Origin of the sequence: Streptomyces rhizosphaerihabitans (assembly GCF_025399795.1) — a bacterium.
In the GTDB taxonomy this organism is placed as follows: domain Bacteria; phylum Actinomycetota; class Actinomycetes; order Streptomycetales; family Streptomycetaceae; genus Streptomyces; species Streptomyces rhizosphaerihabitans.
Map to the genome: position 1 here is coordinate 1 of NZ_JAODTZ010000046.1, position 22,093 is coordinate 22,093.

General features: G+C 69.0%; 15 protein-coding genes, 1 tRNA gene and 2 pseudogenes. 12 read left to right on the forward strand and 6 right to left on the reverse strand.

The genetic code is table 11. From position 1 onward, the window contains the following. A pseudogene (locus N4G66_RS33735) lies at positions 1-273 on the reverse strand (lytic transglycosylase); the annotation flags it as partial. A gap of 254 nt (positions 274-527) precedes the next feature. Here N4G66_RS33735 and N4G66_RS33740 point away from each other — a divergent pair. After that, entirely contained in the window at positions 528-1,382 is an 855-nt protein-coding gene (locus tag N4G66_RS33740) for a DUF4184 family protein (protein WP_261708089.1), read from the forward strand. Here the strand turns inward: N4G66_RS33740 and N4G66_RS33745 are convergent. Together N4G66_RS33745 and polA are read right to left on the reverse strand one after the other, a co-directional pair. Beyond that, entirely contained in the window at positions 1,303-2,034 is a 732-nt protein-coding gene (locus tag N4G66_RS33745) for a hypothetical protein (RefSeq protein ID WP_261708090.1), read from the reverse strand. The genes N4G66_RS33740 and N4G66_RS33745 overlap by 80 nt on opposite strands. A gap of 484 nt (positions 2,035-2,518) precedes the next feature. Next, positions 2,519-5,245: a DNA polymerase I gene (gene polA / locus N4G66_RS33750; protein ID WP_261708091.1), complete on the reverse strand. Its 2,727-nt coding sequence runs from the start codon at positions 5,243-5,245 to the stop codon at positions 2,519-2,521. 169 nt (positions 5,246-5,414) lie between these two features. On the opposite strand from polA, the gene N4G66_RS33755 reads away from it, so the two are divergent. The 8 genes from N4G66_RS33755 (at position 5,415) to N4G66_RS33790 (ending at position 15,712) form a co-directional block, all read left to right on the forward strand. Further along, positions 5,415-7,694, forward strand: coding sequence for an FdhF/YdeP family oxidoreductase (locus tag N4G66_RS33755; protein WP_261708092.1), 2,280 nt, complete (start codon positions 5,415-5,417; stop codon positions 7,692-7,694). Positions 7,695-7,740: 46 nt separating this feature from the next. Beyond that, positions 7,741-8,202: a PaaI family thioesterase gene (locus N4G66_RS33760; protein ID WP_261708093.1), complete on the forward strand. Its 462-nt coding sequence runs from the start codon at positions 7,741-7,743 to the stop codon at positions 8,200-8,202. A 438-nt stretch (positions 8,203-8,640) separates the two neighbouring features. Next, positions 8,641-9,309 carry a hypothetical protein gene (locus N4G66_RS33765; RefSeq protein WP_261708094.1) on the forward strand — a complete coding sequence of 223 codons (669 nt, stop codon included), beginning with the start codon at positions 8,641-8,643 and terminating at the stop codon, positions 9,307-9,309. Between the two features lie 411 nt (positions 9,310-9,720). After that, the gene (locus tag N4G66_RS33770) at positions 9,721-10,926 is read left to right on the forward strand and encodes a branched-chain amino acid ABC transporter substrate-binding protein (protein ID WP_261708155.1); all 1,206 of its coding nucleotides are present in this window, start codon (positions 9,721-9,723) and stop codon (positions 10,924-10,926) included. 196 nt (positions 10,927-11,122) lie between these two features. Further along, positions 11,123-12,055, forward strand: a complete 933-nt coding sequence (locus tag N4G66_RS33775; protein WP_261708095.1) for a branched-chain amino acid ABC transporter permease — start codon at positions 11,123-11,125, stop codon at positions 12,053-12,055. A 5-nt stretch (positions 12,056-12,060) separates the two neighbouring features. Then, positions 12,061-13,842, forward strand: a complete 1,782-nt coding sequence (locus N4G66_RS33780) for a branched-chain amino acid ABC transporter permease (protein WP_261708096.1) — start codon at positions 12,061-12,063, stop codon at positions 13,840-13,842. A 5-nt stretch (positions 13,843-13,847) separates the two neighbouring features. Continuing rightward, positions 13,848-14,999 carry an ABC transporter ATP-binding protein gene (locus tag N4G66_RS33785; protein WP_261708097.1) on the forward strand — a complete coding sequence of 384 codons (1,152 nt, stop codon included), beginning with the start codon at positions 13,848-13,850 and terminating at the stop codon, positions 14,997-14,999. Beyond that, positions 14,996-15,712, forward strand: coding sequence for an ABC transporter ATP-binding protein (locus N4G66_RS33790; protein ID WP_261708098.1), 717 nt, complete (start codon positions 14,996-14,998; stop codon positions 15,710-15,712). Before N4G66_RS33785 ends, N4G66_RS33790 begins: the two co-directional genes overlap by 4 nt. Before the next feature lie 120 nt (positions 15,713-15,832). Here N4G66_RS33790 and N4G66_RS33795 read toward each other — a convergent pair whose 3' ends face one another. Continuing rightward, complete coding sequence (locus N4G66_RS33795; protein WP_261708099.1) at positions 15,833-16,489, reverse strand: ANTAR domain-containing response regulator; 657 nt, start codon at positions 16,487-16,489, stop codon at positions 15,833-15,835. 99 nt (positions 16,490-16,588) lie between these two features. On the opposite strand from N4G66_RS33795, the gene N4G66_RS33800 reads away from it, so the two are divergent. After that, positions 16,589-16,661, forward strand: a tRNA-Leu gene (locus tag N4G66_RS33800). Between the two features lie 106 nt (positions 16,662-16,767). Further along, a pseudogene (locus N4G66_RS33805) lies at positions 16,768-17,531 on the forward strand (transcriptional regulator). Between the two features lie 28 nt (positions 17,532-17,559). Here N4G66_RS33805 and pyk read toward each other — a convergent pair. Both pyk and N4G66_RS33815 read right to left on the reverse strand, forming a co-directional pair. Then, positions 17,560-18,996, reverse strand: a complete 1,437-nt coding sequence (pyk, locus tag N4G66_RS33810) for a pyruvate kinase (RefSeq protein WP_261708100.1) — start codon at positions 18,994-18,996, stop codon at positions 17,560-17,562. Positions 18,997-19,237: 241 nt separating this feature from the next. Beyond that, complete coding sequence (locus N4G66_RS33815; protein WP_261708101.1) at positions 19,238-19,972, reverse strand: SIMPL domain-containing protein; 735 nt, start codon at positions 19,970-19,972, stop codon at positions 19,238-19,240. Positions 19,973-20,110: 138 nt separating this feature from the next. Here N4G66_RS33815 and N4G66_RS33820 point away from each other — a divergent pair, with 138 nt between their 5' ends. Beyond that, positions 20,111-21,916 carry a bifunctional metallophosphatase/5'-nucleotidase gene (locus N4G66_RS33820; protein WP_261708102.1) on the forward strand — a complete coding sequence of 602 codons (1,806 nt, stop codon included), beginning with the start codon at positions 20,111-20,113 and terminating at the stop codon, positions 21,914-21,916. Positions 21,917-22,093 lie beyond the last annotated feature (177 nt).

Genomic DNA, 22,093 nt, shown 5'->3' on the forward strand with positions numbered 1-22,093 from the left:
AGCGGGCGTACCGCCACCCGCACTCGCGCTCGGTGCGGGGTTCGGGCTCTGCAGCGGCGGAAGGTCCGTGTAGTAACGCGAGTTGCCGGTCGCGGTGTCGTCGCCGCCCGCTTCGTTCGCGTCCTGGCCGACATCGGCGCCCGCCGACTGTCTCCCGTGGTCGTCGGTCATCACTCCCGGGGCCTGCGAGGCGGACAGAGCCGCGACCGCGGCCGCGGCCACAGCGGTGGTTGCCGCGCTCTTGCGCAGCCTCCTGCCGAATTGCGCCGCCATGAAGTGAACCCCTCCCACGGACGACCGGCCCAGCCCGCCGTCTCTCAGAACCCTGTGCGCTTCCACTGCTTCCGGTGTTTCCGGCCGTGTTCCCCGGCGCGGCGACCCAGGCGACCCTACGACAACTTCCGTTGAGCGGGGACCCGTTCGCGCCCGGTATTCACCAGTTGGCCATGTGACGTCGTCCCGCATACTGGCCGTCAGTGATCAACAGGCCGGACATAGCCGGTCACTCGTAGCCGCAGGGGGACGATTTGCCCTTCACTCTCAGTCACGCGGCCGCCGCACTGCCCGCCATACGCGGGGACGGAAGCGGTCGCGGCCGATTGATTCCCGCCGTTCTCGTGGCGGGTTCCTTCGCTCCCGACATGACCTACTACGCGGCGAGCGTAGTGCCCGGGGCGATGGAGTTCGGCACGTTCACGCACTCGTTCACCGGAGTGTTCAGCATCGATGTGCTTATCGCATGGGTGTTGGTGGGCGCCTGGCTGGTGCTGCGCGAACCGCTGGTGGCACTGATGCCTGCGGCACGACAGGGGCGCACGGCGCGGCTCTTGCGCTGTGGAGCCGTGCGCGAGCCGGTGCGCGCGCCGATGGTCCTGTGGTGGTATGTCTCGGCTGCGCTCGGCGCGCTGACGCATGTGGTGTGGGACGCGTTCACCCACCACGACCGGTGGGGGGTGCGGCTCTTCCCCGTCCTCGGGCAGAACCTCGCGGGCTCGCCGCTCTACTGGTACGTCCAGTACGGCAGTTCGGCGTTGGCGGCCGTCGTGATCGTGACCTTCGTGGTGCTCGCGCTGCGCCGCACGCCGTACGGCCCGGTCGTCGGGGTGCCCGTCCTGTCCACCGCCGACCGGTGGCTGGCCGCCGTGGTGATCGGTGGCCTCGCGCTGGCCGCCGCGGTGCAGCGGGCAGTGCGCTGGTGGGCGTACTGGGGGTCCATCGCGAAGCCGTGGGAACTGATTCCGCCGCTGTGCTTCGGCGGGGGCGCGGGCCTGGTCCTCGGCCTCGTCCTGTACGTCTCGGCGGTCAGGATGTGGCGTCGCGCTCCGGCTCGTCCCGGCCCGGCGGCGGCCCGTCCGGAGCCGAGCCGGCCGACTGCTCGCTGACCGCGGTACCGGCGGCGAGGCTCCGGAGCAGGCCGCGTCCGTGACCGAGGCCCCGGTGCACGGCCAGGGCGACACGTTCGACGACGCGGGCGCCGTACGGCATCGTCGGATGGTCGTAGGAGAGGACGATGACGCGGTAGGTGCGGGAGGGGCCGGTGAACGCCCCGATGCCATGGACGCGCCCGCCGTTCGCGGCCCGGGGCAGCCGGCCGGTGGAGATGTGCGCCTTCAGGCCGTGCGGCAGGGCGGAAGGCACGGCCCGGCGCCCCTCCCCGCGGACCCGGGTGAACAGCCCGAGGCCGTACGCGCGGGCCCTCAGGAACTCGTGGGCGCCGGAGAGCACCGCCGGCAGCCGCATCCGGTCGCCGGACGCGGTGCGGGCCGGGCCGCCTGTCCTGTCGTCCCCCACCGCCACCGGGCCAGTGCCCCGGCGTGCCGACGGCGCCGCCCGGAGGTCGCGGGACATCCGGGCGGCGAGGTCCGGGTCCTGAGGGGAACGGCAGGCTTCGGGCAGCTGGGCGGTGCCCGCTTCGGCGGCGACCGCGGGTATCGGGGCGAGCAGCACCGGGACGACGGCCGCGGTCACCGTCACGGTCGCGACCACGACGGTCGTGGCCATGGCCGTACGGCAGTGGAGCGTGCGTATACCCATGCCCGCATCCTTACGGCACCTTCCGGCCCGGGGCGCTTTGTGAGAGCCACGCGAGTGACAGCTCCCTCCGGGCACGGGCGGGCACCGCGCGATCCGCGCGGGGGGGCAGCGGAACCGCGAAGCCCGCAGTAGCGGGGGGCGGATCCGGTGCGCCGGAAGAGGTCAGGCACGCGCCCGAAGTCACCCGGCGCGCCCGAAACCCTCCTGCATGTGGCCGGGGCAGGCCCGGAGCCGCCCGGCGCGCGCCCGAAGAAGCCCTGCACGCGACCGGGGTACGCCCGGAGTCGCCCGGCGTGCGCCCGACCACAGCCGAAGACGCCCTGCATGCGGCCGAGGTGAACCCGAAGGGCGGCCCGCCTGTAGCCGAAGTCGCCCTGGACGCGGCCGGAATACACCCGGCGCGCGCCCGGAGTCGTCCGGCATGCGGGCCCGGTACCTCGTGTGGTGCCGGGCCCGCACCCGTTGGCCGATGGCGGCCCCGACGCTAGTGCGCCGCCGACTCCCAGTCCGGGCCCGAGCCGACGGAGACGTCCAGCGGGACGGTGAGCTCGACGGCGGACGCCATCTCGTGGCGCAGCAGCTCCTCGGTCCTGGCCCGCTCGCCCGGAGCGATCTCCAGGACGATTTCGTCATGGACCTGGAGCAGCATGCGGGAGGTGAGGTTCGCCTCGCGCAGCGCCCGGTCCACGTTCAGCATCGCGATCTTGACGATGTCCGCGGCCGTGCCCTGGATGGGCGCGTTGAGGGCCATGCGCTCGGCCGCCTCACGGCGCTGCCGGTTGTCGCTGTTGAGATCCGGCAGATAGCGGCGGCGCCCGAAGAGTGTCGCGGTGTAGCCCGTGGCCCGGGCCTCGTCGACCGCCCGGCGCAGATAGTCCCGTACACCGCCGAAGCGCTCGAAGTACGTGTCCATCAGCGCACGGGCCTCGCCCGCCTCGATGTTCAGCTGCTGGGAGAGGCCGAAGGCCGACAGCCCGTAGGCGAGGCCGTAGGACATCGCCTTGATCTTGCGGCGCATCTCGGCGTCGACCGCGGACCGCTCCACGGAGAACACCTGGGAGGCGACGGTGGTGTGCAGGTCCTCGCCGGAGGAGAACGCCTCCAACAGGCCCTCGTCCTCGGACAGATGGGCCATCACCCGCAGCTCGATCTGGCTGTAGTCCGCGGTCATGAGGGACTCGAAGCCCTCACCCACCACGAACCCGCGGCGGATCGCGCGGCCCTCGTCCGTGCGGACCGGGATGTTCTGCAGGTTCGGATCGGTCGACGACAGCCGGCCCGTCGCCGCGACCGTCTGGTTGTACGTGGTGTGGATGCGGCCGTCCGCGGCGATCGACTTGATCAGGCCCTCGACGGTGACCCGCAGCTTGGCCTGCTCACGGTGACGGAGCATGATCACGGGCAGTTCGTTCTCGGTCTGCGTCGCCAGCCAGGCCAACGCGTCCGCGTCCGTCGTGTAGCCCGTCTTGGTCTTCTTCGTCTTCGGAAGCGCCAGCTCACCGAAGAGGACTTCCTGGAGCTGCTTGGGCGAGCCGAGGTTGAACTCGTGCCCCGCGGCCGCGTGCGCCTCCTTCACGGCCTGCTGCACCGCGCCCGCGAACATCTGCTCCATGGCCTCCAGATGCGCCCGGTCCGCCGCGATGCCGTGCCGCTCCAGGCGGGCCAGCAGGCTGGACGTGGGCAGCTCCATGTCGCGCAGCAGATCCGCCGCGCCGACCTCCTGGAGCTTCTCCCCGAACGACTCGCCCAGGTCGAGGATCGTGCGGGCCTGCGCCATCAGCGCGTCGGCCTCGGCCTGCTCGTCCGTACCGAAGGCGAGCTGTCCGTCGGCCGCGGCGGCCGGTCCGAGCTCCCGGCCGAGGTACTCCAGGGAGAGCGCGTCCAGCGCGAAGGAGCGGCGGCCCGGCTTGACCAGGTAGGCGGCGAGCGCGGTGTCCATGCTCACGCCCTCGATGGTCCAGCCGTGCTCGGCGAAGACCCGCATCGCACCCTTGGCGTTGTGCATGACCTTGTGCTTGCCGGGGTCGGCGAGCCACGCGGCGAACGCGTTCTCGTCGGACTCGTCCAGCTGGGACGGGTCGAACCACGCGGCCGCACCCCCGCCGGCCGCGAGCGCCACCTCGGCGACGGACCCCGTGCCCAGCGCCCACGAGTCGACCGTGGACATACCCAGAACCGCCGTGCCGTGCTCGGCCAGCCACGGCTTCAGCTCGCCCGCGCCCAGCACCGTGCCGTCGATCTCGACGCCCTCGGCGACCGGCCGCGCCTCCTCGGCCTCACCGGCCCCCGGGTCCACGGCGAGAAGCCGCTCGCGCAGCGAGGGGTTACGGATCTCCAGGGTGTCCAGGACCATCGCGAGCGCCGTACGGTCGTACGCGGCCCGCTCCAGGTCCGCCACCGTCCGGGGCAGCTCGACGTCCTTGACCATCTCCGTGAGACGGCGGTTCAGCTTCACCGCCTCCAGGTGGTCGCGCAGATTCTGCCCCGCCTTGCCCTTGACCTCGTCGACCCGCTCGACCAGCTCCGCGAACGAACCGAACTGGTTGATCCACTTCGCGGCCGTCTTCTCGCCGACACCCGGGATGCCCGGCAGGTTGTCCGACGGGTCACCGCGCAGCGCCGCGAAATCGGGGTACTGCGCCGGCGTCAGCCCGTATTTCTCGAAGACCTTCTCCGGGGTGAACCGGGTCAGCTCGGAGACACCCTTCGTCGGGTACAGCACCGTCGTGTGCTCGGAGACCAGCTGGAAGGAGTCACGGTCGCCCGTGACGATCAGCACGTCGAAGCCCTCGGCCTCTGCCTCGGTGGCGAGCGTCGCGATGATGTCGTCGGCCTCGAAACCGTCCACCGCGAACCGCTGCGCGTGCATCGCGTCCAGCACCTCGCCGATCAGCTCGACCTGCCCCTTGAACTCGTCCGGGGTCTTCGACCTGTTCGCCTTGTACTCGGTGAACTCCTCGGAACGCCACGTCTTGCGCGACACGTCGAACGCCACCGCGAAATGCGTGGGCGCCTCGTCGCGCAGTGTGTTGGCCAGCATCGACGCGAAACCATAGATGGCGTTCGTCGGCTGACCCGTCGCGGTCGTGAAGTTCTCCACGGGCAGCGCGAAGAACGCGCGGTAGGCCAGCGAGTGCCCGTCCATGAGCATCAGGCGCGGGCGGCCCGTACCTGCGGTGTTCTCGGTCTTCTTCGATGCTGTGTCTGCCACATCCCCGATCCTGCCACGGCCCACTGACATCGAAAGCCGTCCCGGCCCGGCAGGCACCTCCCCCGCCCGGATTCCCACAACCCCCGACCGTCGCTGTCGGCCACGCGTGCGAGGATCCAACCGGTACGAAGACACGCACACCGACGTGCGCACGCGAAGGGGTTCAGCGATGGCCAGCAAGCCGCCGAAAAGCGATCCGGTCCAGCACGCGCCGCAGGTGGCCGAACCCCTGCGCGCGGCGGCCGGGCTCCCCGCCATCGGACACACCCTGCGCATCGCCCAGCGGCAGATGGGCGTGCGCCGCACCGCGCTGACCCTCCTGCGCGTCAATCAGAAGGACGGCTTCGACTGCCCGGGCTGCGCCTGGCCCGAGCCGGAGCACCGGCACGCCGCGGAGTTCTGCGAGAACGGCGCGAAGGCGGTCGCCGAGGAGGCCACCCTGCGCCGGGTGACCCCGGACTTCTTCGCCGCGCACACCGTCTCCGACCTCGCCGGCCGCAGCGGCTACTGGCTCGGCCAGCAGGGCCGCCTCACCCACCCCATGTACCTCCCCGAGGGCGCCGACCACTACGAGCCCATCGCCTGGGAGCGCGCCTTCGACATCGTCGCCGAGGAGCTCGCCGCGCTCGGCTCCCCCGACGAGGCCCTCTTCTACACCTCGGGCCGCACCAGCAACGAGGCCGCGTTCCTCTACCAGCTGTTCGCCCGCGAGCTCGGCACGAACAACCTGCCCGACTGCTCGAACATGTGCCACGAGTCCTCGGGCTCCGCCCTCAACGAGACCATCGGCATCGGCAAGGGCAGCGTCCTGCTCGACGACCTCTACCAGGCGGACCTGATCATCGTCGCCGGGCAGAACCCCGGCACGAACCACCCCCGCATGCTCTCGGCCCTGGAGAAGGCCAAGGCCAACGGCGCGAAGATCATCACCGTCAACCCGCTGCCCGAAGCGGGCATGGAACGCTTCAAGAACCCGCAGACCCCCCAGGGCATGATCAAGGGCGCCGCGCTCACCGACCTCTTCCTGCAGATCCGCCTCGGCGGCGACCAGGCCCTCTTCCGCCTGCTGAACAAACTGATCCTCGACACCGAAGGCGCTGTCGACGAGACCTTCATCGCCGACCACACCCACGGATTCGAGGACTTCGCCCAAGCCGCCCGCGCCGCCGACTGGGACGAGACACTCACCGCGACCGGCCTCACCCGCGACAGGATCGACGAGGCCCTGAGCATGGTCCTCGCCTCCCAGCGCACCATCGTGTGCTGGGCGATGGGCCTCACCCAGCACAAGCACTCCGTCCCGACGATCCGCGAAGTCGTCAACTTCCTGCTGCTGCGCGGCAACATCGGCCGCACCGGCGCGGGCGTCTGCCCGGTCCGCGGTCACTCGAACGTGCAGGGCGACCGCACCATGGGCATCTTCGAGCGCCCCGCCCCCGCCTTCCTCGACGCCCTGGAGAAGGAGTTCGGCTTCAAGCCGCCCCGCGAACACGGCTACGACGTCGTACGGGCCATCCGCGCCCTGCGTGACGGCGACGCCAAGGTCTTCTTCGCCATGGGCGGCAACTTCGTCTCCGCCTCCCCCGACACCGAGGTCACCGAGGCGGCCATGCGGCGCGCCAAGCTGACCGTGCACGTCTCCACCAAGCTGAACCGCTCGCACGTCGTCACCGGCGCCCGGGCCCTCATCCTGCCCACCCTCGGACGCACCGAGCGCGACCTCCAGGGCAGCGGCGAGCAGTTCGTGACCGTCGAGGACTCCATGGGCATGGTGCACGCCTCACGCGGCCGCCTGGAACCCGCCGGCCCCCACCTGCTGTCCGAACCCGCCATCGTGGCCCGCCTCGCCCGCAAGGTCCTCGGCGAGCGCAGCACCACCCCCTGGGAAGAGTTCGAGAAGGACTACGCGAGCATCCGCGACCGCATCTCGCGCGTCATCCCCGGCTTCCAGGACTTCAACGCGCGCGTGGCCGACCCGGCCGGCTTCACCCTCCCGCACGCCCCCCGCGACGAGCGCCGCTTCCCCACGGCCACCGGCAAGGCCAACTTCACCGCCGCGCCCGTCGAGTACCCCGAGCTCCCCGCCGGCCGCCTGCTGCTGCAGACCCTGCGCTCCCACGACCAGTACAACACCACCATCTACGGACTCGACGACCGATACCGGGGCATCAAGAACGGCCGCCGGGTCGTCCTCGTCAACCCCGAGGACGCCCGTGCGCTGAGCGTCGCGGACGGCTCGTACGTCGACCTGGTCGGCGAGTGGAAGGACGGCGTGGAACGGCGCGCCCCCGGCTTCCGCGTCGTGCACTACCCCACCGCCCGGGGCTGCGCGGCCGCCTACTACCCGGAGACCAACGTCCTGGTCCCCCTCGACGCGACCGCCGACACCAGCAACACCCCTGCCAGCAAGTCCGTGGTCGTCCGTCTGGAACAATCGACAGCCGACTGAGCGTTCGCTCAGCAGGGAGAATCCACGACGAACGGAGCCGGGCCCGATGGGCGAACAGCACACCCCGAAGTTCCCGCAAGGGGTCATCGACGAGTACGCCGCGCTCGGCGTCGATCTGCCCGCACTCTTCTCCGCGGGCCACCTCGGCAACCGCATGGGCGTCCAGATCATCGAAGCCTCCGCGGACCGCGTCGTGGGCACCATGCCGGTGGAGGGCAACACCCAGCCCTACGGCCTGCTGCACGGAGGAGCCTCCGCCGTCCTCGCCGAGACCATCGGCTCCGTCGGCGCCATGCTCCACGGCGGCATCACCAAGATCGCCGTCGGCGTCGACCTGAACTGCACCCACCACCGCGGCGTCCGCTCCGGCCTCGTCACCGGCGTGGCCACACCCGTCCACCGCGGACGCACCTCGGCGACGTACGAGATCGCGATCACGGACGAGGACGGCAAGCGCGTCTGCAGCGCACGCCTCACCTGCATCCTCAAGGACGTGCCCCAGAACTGACGCCCAGGGCCCCGGCCGCTCCCTCCGGGGTGCTCCGGGGTGCTCCGGGGCCCTCACGAGGCTCCAGAGGGGGAGAAACGGCTCCCGGACGGCGAGGCACTCAGGCGCACGCCCAGGAGCGTCCGCCAGGCCAGCCGCCCGGCCCCCGAACACCCGACCAGGGAGGGCCGGCCCCAGGACGTCCCGCCGCGGAATGCCGGGCCGCAAGGCACCCAGCCCCGGGACACACCCGACCTCGGGACACCCGACCCCAGGACGCCCCGCCTCGGGATGCCGGGCCGGGGAATGCCGGGCCGCAGGGCGCCCGGCCCCGGGACTCCCGGCCTCAGGACGCCGGCCCCCGGTCTCCTGGCCTCAGTACGCCCGGCCCCCGGACCCCCAACTCCCCGTCTCGCACGACCCCTTGGCGGAGCCGCGCCCTCCGGTCCAGCATGAGACATGACCGGCATCGGGCCCGTCGAGCCGTACCACCCCGATGAAGCCGACGGCCTCCACCAGGACGCACCCACACCCACCGACCTGCTGAAGTCCGACACCCCGCACCTCGGCACCCGTTGGGCGGCACTCCCGCGCTCCCGCCGGCGGCTCGTCCAGACCCTGGCCGTGATCGCGACCGCAATCGGCGCCCTCTTCGCCCTGCACCCCGCACCGGACACCCGGGCCGCCCCGAACCCCTACCCGTGGCCCGCGAGTGTCACCACCCTCCGCTACGAGGGCCGTGGCACCACGCCCACCTCCTTCCGCTTCGAGGTCGACGTCGCCCGGGGAACCCCCGTCACCGTCCACCAAGTGGGCGCCGGACTGCCCGAGTTGAGCGCCCGCACCACACCCCGGCTGCCACTGACAGTGAAGGCCGGAAATCCCCGCCTGATCACCGTGCGCATCTCCGTATACGACTGCGCACTCCTGCCGCCCGCCATCGTCCTGCCCTACCTCGACCTGCTCATCAGCAACGAGACAGCGCAGCAACAGCAAAGCTTTCTCTTCGGCGGCACCTACCCGCACGACCTGTGGACCGGTCTGCGCGCCCTCTGCTTCCCCAACCGGCCCTCCCCCACACCCACTTCACCCGGCCAGGACACCGGCGGCCGCCTCACACGGCAGTAACAGTCGGTTACCTCTGCTGTAACGAAGCAATCCCCGCGCCGCGAGGCGCGCCGCACCACGCTCCCCGCAGCACCCCGACCCGGCACCGCACGTACAGCTTCCGCTCTCCGCCATGAACCCGGAACAGCGCGTTCTCACCATGCGAACACACAACCGCCTCCGACCAGCACACCGAAATGCTCCGATCGTCCGCCCCACGTCCCCGGGACACCCCCCGCATAACAAGAGCGTCACAGCCTTCCCTACGGTCCTCCCCACTCCCCCTACCTGCGCTTATAGTCACGGCCAGTCACCGCGCCGCCGGGCGCGTCACTGCACGGCCCTGCTTCACCCAGTACGGCCCGGCGAGACACACGGCCCCCACCCTGGGGTGCCGCGCCAGGGAGAGGATTCAACGTGCGACAGCGTTCTATGGTCATACTCACCGCCGTGCTCACTACAGGAGCACTCACGCTGACCGCCTGCGGCTCGCGCGACAACAGCGGCGACAGCAAGGGCGACAAGAAGACCGAGATCATCATCGGCGTGGACGCGCCGCTGACCGGTCAGAACTCCGCCACCGGCCTGGGCATCCAGGGCGGCGTCCAGATCGCCGTCGACGACGCCAACAAGAACAACACCGTTCCCGGTGTGACGTTCAAGGTCCAGGCGCTCGACGACAAGGCCATCCCGGCCTCCGGCCAGGCGAACGCCACCCAGCTCGTCCAGGACGACAAGGTCCTCGGCGTGGTCGGCCCGCTGAACTCCGGCGTCGCCACCCAGATGCAGCAGGTCTTCGACACCGCCGGTCTGGTCGAGATCTCCCCGTCCAACACGGCCCCCGAGCTCACCCAGGGCAAGAACTGGCAGACCGCGAAGTCCCGCCCGTTCAAGACGTACTTCCGCACCGCCACGACCGACGCCCTCCAGGGCGGCTTCGCGGCCGAGTACGCCTACAGCACCTTGAAGAAGCGCAAGGTGTTCGTGGTCGACGACAAGCAGACCTACGGCGCCGGCCTGGCCAAGCTCTTCAAGGCGGGCTTCACCAAGTCCGGCGGCAAGGTCGCGGGCGAGGACCACGTCAACACCGGCGACACGGACTTCTCGGCCCTCGTCACCAAGATCAAGAACGCCAAGGCCGACCTCGTCTACTACGGTGGCCAGTACGACGAGTCGGAGAAGCTCACCAAGCAGCTCAAGGACGGCGGAGTCAAGATCCCGCTGTTCGGCGGTGACGGCATGTTCACCCCGACCTACATCGAGACCGCCGGCAAGACCTCCGAGGGCGACCTCGTCACCTCGGTCGGCCAGCCCGTCGACTCCCTGCCCTCCGCCGCCGACTTCATCAAGAAGTACAAGGCCTCCGGCCTCAAGGGCGACTACGGCACGTACGGTGGCTACTCCTACGACGCCGCCACGGCCATCATCAAGGCCATCGGCGCTGTCGTGAAGGACGGCAAGATCCCGGACGGCGCCCGCGCCAAGATCGTCGCCGAGGTCCAGAAGACCAAGTTCGACGGCATCGCCGGCCCCGTCTCCTTCGACGAGTTCGGTGACACCACCAACAAGCAGCTCACCGTCTACCAGGTCGTCGACGGTAAGTGGAAGGCTGTCAAGAGCGGTACGTTCAACGGCTGATCCGCACCACCCGGGCCACTCCGGCGGATCGGTCCGACTCCAGGCCACGGCGCCCGAAACGGCACCGTGAGCCCGGTCCGATCCACCGGACAGGCCCTCAGCACAACCACAGGGCCGCGCGGCCACGACCACACGTCACCGCGCGGCCCGATTCATACGCCCTGCTCAACTCTCCCCACCACATGGAGGCCATGCGGTGAACACCCTGCCGCAGCAGCTGGCCAACGGGCTGTTCCTCGGCTCGATGTACGGGCTGATCGCCATCGGCTACACGATGGTGTACGGCATCGTCCAGCTCATCAACTTCGCCCACGGCGAGATCTTCATGACCGGCGGCTTCGGCGCACTCTCGGTCTACCTCTACGTTCTGCCAAACGGCACATCCATGTGGATAGCCCTCCCAGCGATGCTGATAGGCGGCGGAATCGTCTCCGTCCTCATCGCCGTCGGGGCCGAACGCTTCGCCTACCGGCCACTGCGCGGAGCGCCACGCCTCGCACCCCTCATCACGGCCATCGGTCTGTCCCTCGCCCTGCAGCAGATCGTCTTCAACACGTACCCGGACGCCAAGACCGACATCACGTTCCCGCAGCTCCCCTTCGGTCCCCTGCACATCGGCTCCGTCAGCATCCAGAGCGGCTCCGTCTTCGTCATCGTCGCCGCCCCCCTCTGCATGGCGGCCCTCGCGCTGTTCGTCAGCCTCTCCCGCACCGGCCGCGCCATGCAGGCCACCGCGCAGGACCCTGACACCGCACAGCTCATGGGCATCGACACCAACCGCATCATCGTCATCGCCTTCGCCATCGGCGGCTTCTTCGCCGCCGTCGCAGCCGTCGCCTACGGCCTGCGCTACGGCACGGTGAAGTACGACATGGGCTTCCAGATGGGCCTCAAGGCCTTCACCGCGGCCGTCCTCGGCGGCATCGGCAACATCTACGGCGCCATGATCGGCGGCCTCGTCCTCGGCCTCGCCGAGACCATGGCCACCAGCTACATCGACGGCATCCCGGGCATGCAGCAGCTCGGCGGCGGCGGCTGGTCCTCCGTCTGGGCCTTCGTACTCCTCATCCTCGTACTGCTGTTCAGGCCACAAGGCCTCGTCGGCGAACGCGTCGCGGACAGGGCGTGAGCATCATGGCAACCACCGAGACCACCACCTCCGAGCGCGGCCTGATCGCACTCCCCGAGAGCGCCGCCCGCGCCCTCATCGCCTTCGGCGCCATCGCCACCATCGCCAGCACGTTCATGTCCTGGACCTACACGTCCGACTTCCCCGGGGACCTCACCTACTACGGCTCCCCGGCCGGACTCCAGGTCCTCGACATCGTCGCCGGCGCCCTCACCCTCCTCTACGCCCTGACTCTCTGGAACGTCCGCGGCCTCGGCTGGCTCAACCCGGCGGGCGCCACCCAGCCCGTCGTCCTCGCCGCCGCCTCCGCGTTCGCCGTCAGCTGGTTCAGCGCCATCGCCATCGCCGTCGACCTCAAGGGCCTCGTCGCACTCGACCCCGGCGCCTACGTCGCCGCCGTCGGCTCCCTGATCGCCCTCCTCGGCACCCTGGCACTCCCCAAGCCCGGTGACACCCTCAAGGACTACGTCACCAAGCCCGACCTCATCCCCCCGGCCGCCAAAATGGCCGGCTGGGGCGAGCGCCTCGTCATCACCGCCGCCACCGTCGTCGCACTCACCGCGTTCACGTACGGCATCGGCGTCGAGCCCGACGCAAGCGAAACGTTCCTGGGCTACCTGCTCCTCGTCGTCTTCGGCACCTGGGCCCTCCAGACCGCCGGACTCTTCGACCGCTTCGCCCAGCTCAACGCCCGCCACAAGGGATTCGCCACCACCATGGCGTTCCTCGCCGCGGCGATCTTCCCCTACGTCGCGGACAACGAGCACAACTCCAACCTCGGCGTGAACATCCTCGTCGTCGGCACCGTCGCCCTCGGCCTCAACATCGTCGTCGGCCTCACCGGACTCCTCGACCTCGGATACGTCGCCTTCCTCGGCGTCGGCGCCTACGCCGCGGCCCTCGTCTCCGGCTCCGAGTTCTCCCGCTTCTCCGGCGTCCAGTTCCCCTTCTGGGCCGCCATGCTCACCGGCATGGCAGCATCGCTCGTCTTCGGCGTCCTCATCGGCGCCCCCACCCTGCGACTGCGCGGCGACTACCTCGCCATCGTGACCCTGGGCTTCGGAGAGATCTTCCGCATCGCCGTCAACAACCTGGACGGCGCCTCCGGACCCAACATCACCAACGGCCCCAACGGCATCTCCATGATCCCGGACCTCAACATCTTCGGGTTCGACTTCGGTGCCACCCACAACATCGCCGGCCACGCCCTCGGCCGCTTCTCCAACTACTTCCTGCTGATGCTGCTCATCACCGGATTCGTCGTCGTCGTCTTCTCCCGCGCCGCCGACTCCCGGATCGGCCGCTCCTGGATCGCCATCCGCGAGGACGAGACCGCCGCCACCGCCATGGGCATCAACGGCTTCCGCGTCAAGCTCGTCGCCTTCGCCCTCGGCGCCTCCCTCGCCGGCCTCGCCGGAACGGTCAGCGCCCACGTCGGCTACAGCGTCAACCCGGCCCCGTACCAGTTCGCCGGCTCCGTACCCCCGAACTCCGCGTTCCTCCTCGCCGCGGTCGTCCTCGGCGGCATGGGCACCGTCAGCGGACCCATCCTCGGCGCCACCCTGCTCTACCTCCTCCCCGAGAAGCTCCAGTTCCTCAAGGAGTACCAACTCCTCGCCTTCGGCGTCGCGCTCGTCGTCCTCATGCGCTTCCGCCCCGAAGGCATCATCGCCAACCGTCGCCGCCAGCTCGAGTTCCACGAGAGCGACGCCGGCGACGAGACCATCCATATCCCCGAACAAGGCCTGCCCGACTCCACCGTCGGCGTCACCAAGGCAGGGGCGTAACCCACATGACCACCACCACAGCCCCCAGCCCCGTCCTCGAAGCCACCGGCGTCACCATGCGCTTCGGCGGCCTCACCGCCGTGCACAGCGTCGACCTCACCGTCAACAGCGGCGAGATCGTCGGCCTCATCGGCCCCAACGGCGCGGGCAAGACCACCTTCTTCAACTGCCTCACCGGCCTCTACGTCCCCACCGAGGGCAAAGTCGCCTACAAGGGCAAGATCCTGCCCCCGAAGCCGCACCTGGTCACCAGCGCCGGCATCGCCCGCACCTTCCAGAACATCCGGCTCTTCGCCAACATGACCGTCCTGGAAAACGTGCTCGTCGGACGCCACACCCGCACCAAGGAAGGCCTCTGGTCCGCCCTCCTCCGCGGCCCCGGCTTCCGCAAGGCCGAAGCGACCTCACGCGAACGCGCCATGGAACTGCTCGAGTTCATCGGCCTCGACCACAAGGCCGACCACCTCTCCCGCAACCTCCCCTACGGCGAGCAGCGCAAGCTCGAGATCGCCCGCGCCATGGCCAGCGAGCCCGGCCTGCTCCTCCTGGACGAGCCCACCGCCGGCATGAACCCCCAGGAAACCCGCGCGACCGAAGAACTCGTCTTCGCCATCCGCGACCGCGGCATCGCCGTCCTCGTCATCGAGCACGACATGCGCTTCATCTTCAACCTGTCCGACCGCGTGGCCTGCCTCGTCCAGGGCGAAAAGCTCGTCGAGGGAACGTCCGAGGTCGTCCAGGGTGACGAGCGCGTCATCGCCGCCTACCTCGGCACACCCTTCGAGGGCGCCCCCGGCCAGGAGGAACTCGCCGAGGTCGAGGCCGCCGAAGCCGCGGGAGCGGCCGGAGCGGCGGCGACCGCCGAGCCCGAGCCCGAGGACGCCGTCCCGGCAGTCACCGACGCCGAGAACGCGACGGACCCGGCGGAAGCCACCGCGACCGAGGAAGCCGGAACGACCACGGAGGCCGAAGAAGCCCCCGAGGCCGCGGCAACCGAGGAAGCCGCCGAAGCCGAGGAGACCGAGGAAGCCGCCGAGGCCGAAGGAACGTCCGACGCCCCCGAGGCAGCCGACGCCCCCGAAGACTCCGAGGCGCCCGAGGCCCCCGCCGCGTCCGACGCGACGAGCAGCACCAGCAAGGAAGGAAACGCCCAGTGACCGCACTGCTCGAGGTCGAAGACCTCAAGGTCGCCTACGGCAAGATCGAAGCCGTCAAGGGCATCTCCTTCACCGTCGAAGCCGGCCAGATCGTCACCCTCATCGGCACCAACGGCGCCGGCAAGACGACGACCCTGCGCACCCTCTCCGGGCTCCTCAAGCCCAGCGGAGGCCGCATCCTCTTCGACGGCCAGCCCCTCGCCAACGTCCCCGCCCACAAGATCGTCGCCCTCGGACTCGCACACTCCCCCGAGGGACGCCACATCTTCCCCCGCCTCACCATCGCGGAGAACCTCCAGCTCGGAGCGTTCCTCCGCAGCGACAAGGCGGGCATCGAGAAGGACATCCAGCGCGCCTACGACCTCTTCCCCATCCTGGGAGAGCGCCGCAAGCAGGCCGCAGGCACCCTCTCGGGCGGCGAGCAGCAGATGCTCGCCATGGGACGCGCCCTGATGTCCCAGCCCAAGCTGCTCATGCTCGACGAACCCTCCATGGGCCTCTCGCCGATCATGATGCAGAAGATCCTCGCGACCATCGCCGAACTCAAGGCGGCCGGCACGACGATCCTCCTCGTCGAGCAGAACGCCCAGGCGGCGCTCTCCCTCGCCGACCAGGCCCACGTCATGGAGGTCGGCAACATCGTCCTCTCCGGCACCGGCCAGGACCTGCTCCACGACGAGTCCGTCCGCAAGGCGTACCTCGGCGAGGACTGATCCTCCGCGACCCTCCGGTCGCGCGAAGAGGCCCGCACCTCCGTCAGGGGTGCGGGCCTCTTCGCGTCCGCGCGCAAGACGCGGAACCAAGCACTTCAACAGCGTTCTCCAGGGCGCGAACTAGCCCTTCGACGCCTTCTTCTCCTCGGCGTCCTCGATGACCGCCTCGGCGACCTGCTGCATCGACATACGACGGTCCATCGACGTCTTCTGGATCCACCGGAACGCCGCCGGCTCCGTCAGGCCGTACTCCGTCTGCAGAACGGACTTGGCACGGTCGACCAGCTTCCGCGTCTCCAGACGCAGCGTGAGATCCGCGATCTCCTGCTCCAGCGCCTTCAGTTCCGCGAACCGGGACACGGCCATCTCGATCGCCGGCACCACGTCACTCTTGCTGAACGGCTTCACCAGGTACGCCATCGCGCCCGCGTCACGGGCCCGCTCGACCAGGTCGCGCTGCGAGAACGCGGTGAGCATCAGGACGGGGGCGATGGACTCCTCGGCGATCTTCTCGGCCGCGGAGATGCCGTCCAGCTTCGGCATCTTCACGTCGAGGATCACGAGGTCCGGCTTGTGCTCCCGGGCCAGCTCGACGGCCTGCTCACCGTCACCCGCCTCGCCTACGACGGTGTAGCCCTCTTCCTCGAGCATCTCTTTGAGGTCGAGACGGATCAGCGCCTCGTCCTCGGCGATGACGACACGGGTCGTCAGCGGAGGCACGTGCGACTTGTCGTCGTCGGGCGCGTCTACGGGCTGGGGCGACTCGGGGGCGGTCACGGGGGCTCCTCGTTCAGGGCGGGACTGCTGACAAGAGCCTACCTAGCTGCGGTAAGGTGAGGGCACGGCGGGTGATCGCTACCCTCTGTTTCAGAGGAAGCCCCGGTAGCCCAGCGGTAGAGGCAATGGATTCAAAACCCATACAGCGTCGGTTCGAATCCGACTCGGGGTACTTTTCCTTGGATGTCAAGGTTGCTTCACAAAAGCGGATGTTCCCATTCTGGTGAACATCCGCTTTTTGCTGCGTGTCGCAAGTTCCGAGTGCACACAGTGGCCATATGTACGACATGGGCACACGTAAGCGGACTCTTGCCCTGGTGGACCAGGGGCGCAGCCTGAACTCGGTGAGCAAGGAAACCGGGATCTCCCGAGCCGCTATCCGCTCATGGCAGTTACGCATCGAGTCCCTCGACGGCAACCGCTCGCAGCCCTGTCCAAGGTGCCGCGCCATCCCAGGGGACCCCGACGAGCCCGCCGCGTACACCTATTTGCTGGGTCTCTATCTCGGCGACGGCTGCGTCAGCCTCCTGAGAAGAGGCGTCCACTTTCTTCGCATCGCATGCGCCGACGCCTGGCCCGGTCTGATCGACGCCTGCGCGGCAGCGATGCAGCTGGTGCGCCCCGACAACAAGGTGTCCGCGTCCAAAGCGCGGGCTGCCAGTACGTCACCTGCTGCAGCAAGCACTGGCCCTGCCTGTTCCCCCAGCATGGCCCCGGCAAGAAGCACGACCGCGAGATCGCTCTCGAACCCTGGCAGCGGCGAATCGTCGATGCCCACCCCTGGGAATTCATCCGGGGTCTCATCCACTCGGACGGCTGCCGCATCACCAACTGGACGACGCGCCTCGTCGCCGGGGAAACGAAGCGCTACGAATACCCCCGATACTTCTTCACCAACAAGTCGTCCGACATCATGCGCCTCTTCACCGACACCCTCGACGCCGTAGGCGTCGACTGGAAACAGCCGAACTCCCGCAACATCTCCGTCGCCAAGAAGGCCTCCGTAGCCCTCCTCGACGCCCACGTCGGCCCCAAGTACTGACCGGCGGCGGCGGAGAAGGCCCTGCCGGCTACTTCGGGCTGTCGTCCTCGCCGACGTGGTGGACGCGGACCAGGTTCGTGGAGCCGGAGACTCCGGGCGGGGAGCCCGCGGTGATCACGACGATGTCGCCCTTGGCGCAGCGGCCGTACTTGAGGAGGAGTTCGTCGACCTGGTCGACCATGGCGTCGGTGGAGTCGACGTGGGGGCCGAGGAAGGTCTCGACGCCCCAGGTGAGGTTGAGTTGGGAGCGGGTGGCGGGGGTGGGGGTGAAGGCGAGGAGGGGGATCGGGGAGCGGTAGCGGGAGAGGCGGCGGACGGTGTCGCCGGACTGGGTGAAGGCGACGAGGAATCTGGCGCCGAGGAAGTCGCCCATCTCGGCCGCGGCGCGGGCGACGGCGCCGCCCTGGGTGCGGGGTTTGTTGCGGTCGGTCAGCGGGGGCAGGCCCTTGGCCAGGATGTCCTCTTCCGCCGCTTCGACGATGCGGGACATCGTCCTGACGGTCTCGATGGGGTATTTGCCGACACTCGTCTCGCCGGAGAGCATCACCGCGTCGGTGCCGTCGATGACGGCGTTGGCGACGTCGGAGGCTTCGGCGCGGGTGGGGCGGGAGTTCTCGATCATCGAGTCGAGCATCTGGGTGGCGACGATGACCGGCTTGGCGTTGCGCTTGGCGAGTTTGATCGCGCGCTTCTGGACGATCGGGACCTGCTCCAGGGGCATTTCGACGCCGAGGTCGCCGCGGGCGACCATGATTCCGTCGAAGGCGGCGACGATGTCGTCGATGTTGTCGACGGCCTGGGGTTTTTCGACCTTGGCGATGACGGGGAGGCGGCGGCCCTCTTCGTCCATGATGCGGTGGACGTCGTCGATGTCCTTGCCGCTCCTGACGAAGGAGAGGGCGATGACGTCGAAGCCGGTGCGCAGCGCCCAGCGGAGGTCGTCCTCGTCCTTGTCGGAGAGGGCGGGGACGGAGACGGCGACGCCGGGGAGGTTGAGGCCTTTGTGGTCGGAGACCATGCCGCCTTCGATGACGGTGGTGTGGACGCGGGGGCCGTCGACGGAGGTGACTTCGAGGCAGACCTTGCCGTCGTCGACGAGGACGCGTTCACCGGGAGTGACGTCGGCTGCCAGTCCGTCGTAGGTGGTTCCGCAGTGGTCGCGGTCTCCTTCGGCGCCTTCTTCGACGGTGATGGTGAAGGTGTCTCCGCGTTCAAGGAGTACGGGGCCTTCGGTGAAGCGGCCGAGCCGGATCTTCGGGCCTTGAAGGTCGCCGAGGATTCCGACGCTGCGGCCGGTCTCGTCGGAGGCCTTTCGCACGTGTCGGTAGCGCTCCTCGTGGTCGGCGTGGGTGCCGTGGCTGAGGTTGAAGCGGGCTACGTCCATTCCGGCTTCGACCAGGGCTTTGATCTGGTCGTACGAGTCGGTGGCGGGGCCCAGGGTACAGACGATTTTTGCTCGGCGCATGATTCGAGCCTAGGCCTTACCGGTCGGTAGAGAATTGGTCGCGCATGACTACTCAACAACCTTTGCGTGAAGGGTTATTGACAACTGTTGAATTGTGCGCAGTGCTGCTCCGATGAGCAGGGCATTGCTCCCGGTGCGGCCGGCGCAGTTGCCTGCCGGTGTCCGTCCAGTATCCGTCCGGCTGTGCGACGGGTGCGCGGCAGAGTCGGCGGGTGACTTTCCGTGATGTTTCCATGAGCGGCTAGAGCCGTGGTGGCGCCATGGTGAAGCGGGCGTTGATCTGGGCGTGGACGTGTTGGCGCTGGGGTTCGAGGTCGAGGGGGGCGGGTTCTTCCTCGAAGGGTCCTGCTCCGGGGGCGGCTGCGCGCAGGGAGCGGGTGGCTTGGGCGGTGTAGGTGTTGCGGTGGGTGTCTTCGGCGCCGATGTCGGCGAGTTCGACGAGGGCGGTGAGGGTGGTGTCGAGGGCTTCGGCGTATTCGCGGGCGCGTTGGACGGCTTCGCGGACGGCTTGTTGGCGTGCTGTGCGGTGGGCGGGTGAGGTGGGGCGCAGGGTCCACCAGGGGCCGTCGACGCGGGTGAGGTCGAGGTCGGCGAGGGCGGTGGTGAGTTCGCCGAGTGCGGTGAAGTCGTTGAGTTCGGCGGTGATGTGGACGTGGCCGTGGTGGGTGCGGATGCGTTCTCCGCGGCCGTGCCGGCCGAGTTCGGGGCTGATGGTGAAGGCGCCGGTTTCGAGGTGTTCGACGGCGTCGCCGTAGGTTTTGACGAGGTCGAGGGCGAGGGTGTTGCGGCGGGTGAGGTCGGCGAGGGCTTCGCGGCGGTCTTTGCCGCGGGCGGTGACGGAGATGCCGATGCGGGCGATCTCCGGGTCGACTTCGAGGTGGGCTTCGCCTCGGACGGCGATGCGGGGTGCGTCGGGGGTGCCGTAGGGGACGGAGGGTGGGTTCTGCTGGGTGGTGGGGGCGGCGTTGGGGGTCATACGTCCCACTCTGTCACTGGGTGCGGGGTGTGTGGTGCCGTCGGGTCATCAGATGGCAACCTCCAGGGCCTTTTGCGGAGGCGGGTGTTGGGTCAGAATCTACGCGCGTCGTTGACCTTTTCCCGAGGAGTTCGAGACATGTCGTTGAACCGCCGGAAGTTCCTGAAGAAGTCCGCCGTGACGGGTGCGGGGGTGGCGCTCGCGGGTGCGGGCGCGGCTCCGGTGGCGCAGGCGGCAGAGGTGAAGGGGGGTTCCAGGCCGGTGAAGCGGTATGCGCTGACGGTGATGGGGACGACGGATCTGCACGGTCACGTGTTCAACTGGGACTACTTCAAGGACGCGGAGTACTCGGACAAGGCGGGTAACGCGCAGGGTCTGGCGCGGATCTCGACGCTGGTGAACAACATCCGTGCGGAGAGGGGCCGTTGCAACACGCTGCTCATCGACGCGGGTGACACCATCCAGGGCACTCCGCTGACGTACTACTACGCGAAGGTGGATCCGATCACCGCCAAGGGTGGTCCGGTGCATCCGATGGCGCAGGCGATGAACGCGATCGGCTATGACGCGGTGGCGCTGGGGAACCACGAGTTCAACTACGGGATCGAGACGCTGCGGAAGTTCGAGTCGCAGTGTCGTTTCCCGTTGCTGGGGGCGAACGCGCTGGACGCGAAGACGCTGAAGCCGGCGTTCCCTCCGTATTTCATGAAGGAGTTCCGTGTTCATGGCGCTCCGCCGGTGAAGGTGGCGGTGCTGGGTCTGACGAACCCGGGTATCGCGATCTGGGACAAGGCTTACGTCCAGGGGAAGTTGACGTTCCCGGGTCTTGAGGAGCAGGCGGCGAAGTGGGTGCCGAAGCTGCGGTCGATGGGTGCGGACGTGGTGGTCGTGTCGGCGCACTCGGGTGCTTCGGGGACGTCTTCGTACGGTGACCAGGTGCCGTATGTGGAGAATTCGGCGGCGTTGGTGGCGCAGCAGGTGCCGGGGATCGACGCGATCCTGGTGGGTCACGCGCATCTGGAGATCCCGGAGTTGAAGGTCACGAACACGGCGTCGGGGAAGACGGTCGTGCTGTCGGAGCCGCTGGCGTACGCGGAGCGGATGTCGGTGTTCGACTTCGGGCTGGTCTTCGAGAAGGGCCGGTGGCGGGTCGAGTCGGTGGCGGCTTCGGTGCGCAACACGAACTCGGTGGCGGACGACCCGAGGATCACGCGGCTGCTGAAGGACGAGCACGACGTGGTGGTGGCGTACGTCAACCAGGTGGTCGGCACGGCGACGGAGACGCTGACGACGGTGGAGGCGCGGTACAAGGACGCGCCGATCATCGATCTGATCACCAGGGTTCAGGAGGACGTGGTCCGAGCGGCGCTGGTGGGGACGCAGTACGCGTCGCTGCCGGTGATCGCGCAGGCGTCGCCGTTCTCTCGGACGTCGGAGATTCCGGCGGGTGATGTGACGATCCGGGATCTGTCGAGTCTGTATGTGTACGACAACACGCTGGTGGCGAAGCTGCTGTCGGGTGCGCAGGTGCGGGCGTACCTGGAGTATTCGGCGAACTATTTCGTGCAGACGGCCGCGGGTGCGGTGGTCGACACGGAGAAGCTGACGAACGCGAACAACCGTCCGGACTACAACTACGACTATGTGTCGGGTCTCCGGTACGACATCGACATCGCGCAGGCGGAGGGTTCGCGGATCAAGAACCTGACGTACAACGGTGCGGCGCTGGATGATGCGCAGCAGTTCGTGTTCGCGGTGAACAACTACCGTGCGAATGGCGGCGGTGCGTTTCCGCATGTCGCTTCGGCGACCGAGGTGTGGTCGGAGTCGACGGAGATCCGGACGCGGATCGCGGAGTGGGTGACGGCGAAGGGCTCGCTGGACCCGAAGGAGTTCGCTTCGGTGGACTGGAAGTTGACGCGGGACGGTTCGCCTGTGTTCTAGGGCGGGGCGAGTTGGGGGTCACGGCGTCGGCGCGGTTTCTCGCGTCGGCGCCGTTGCCGTTCGGGCCGGTGCGTTCGGCGTTACGGGCGCTCAGCCTTACCGGCCGTTCACGCTGGTCTGCGGGCCCCGGCCTTGCGGGTGTTCAGGCCGGCGTCTGCGCCGTCTCCCGCCCTCTCC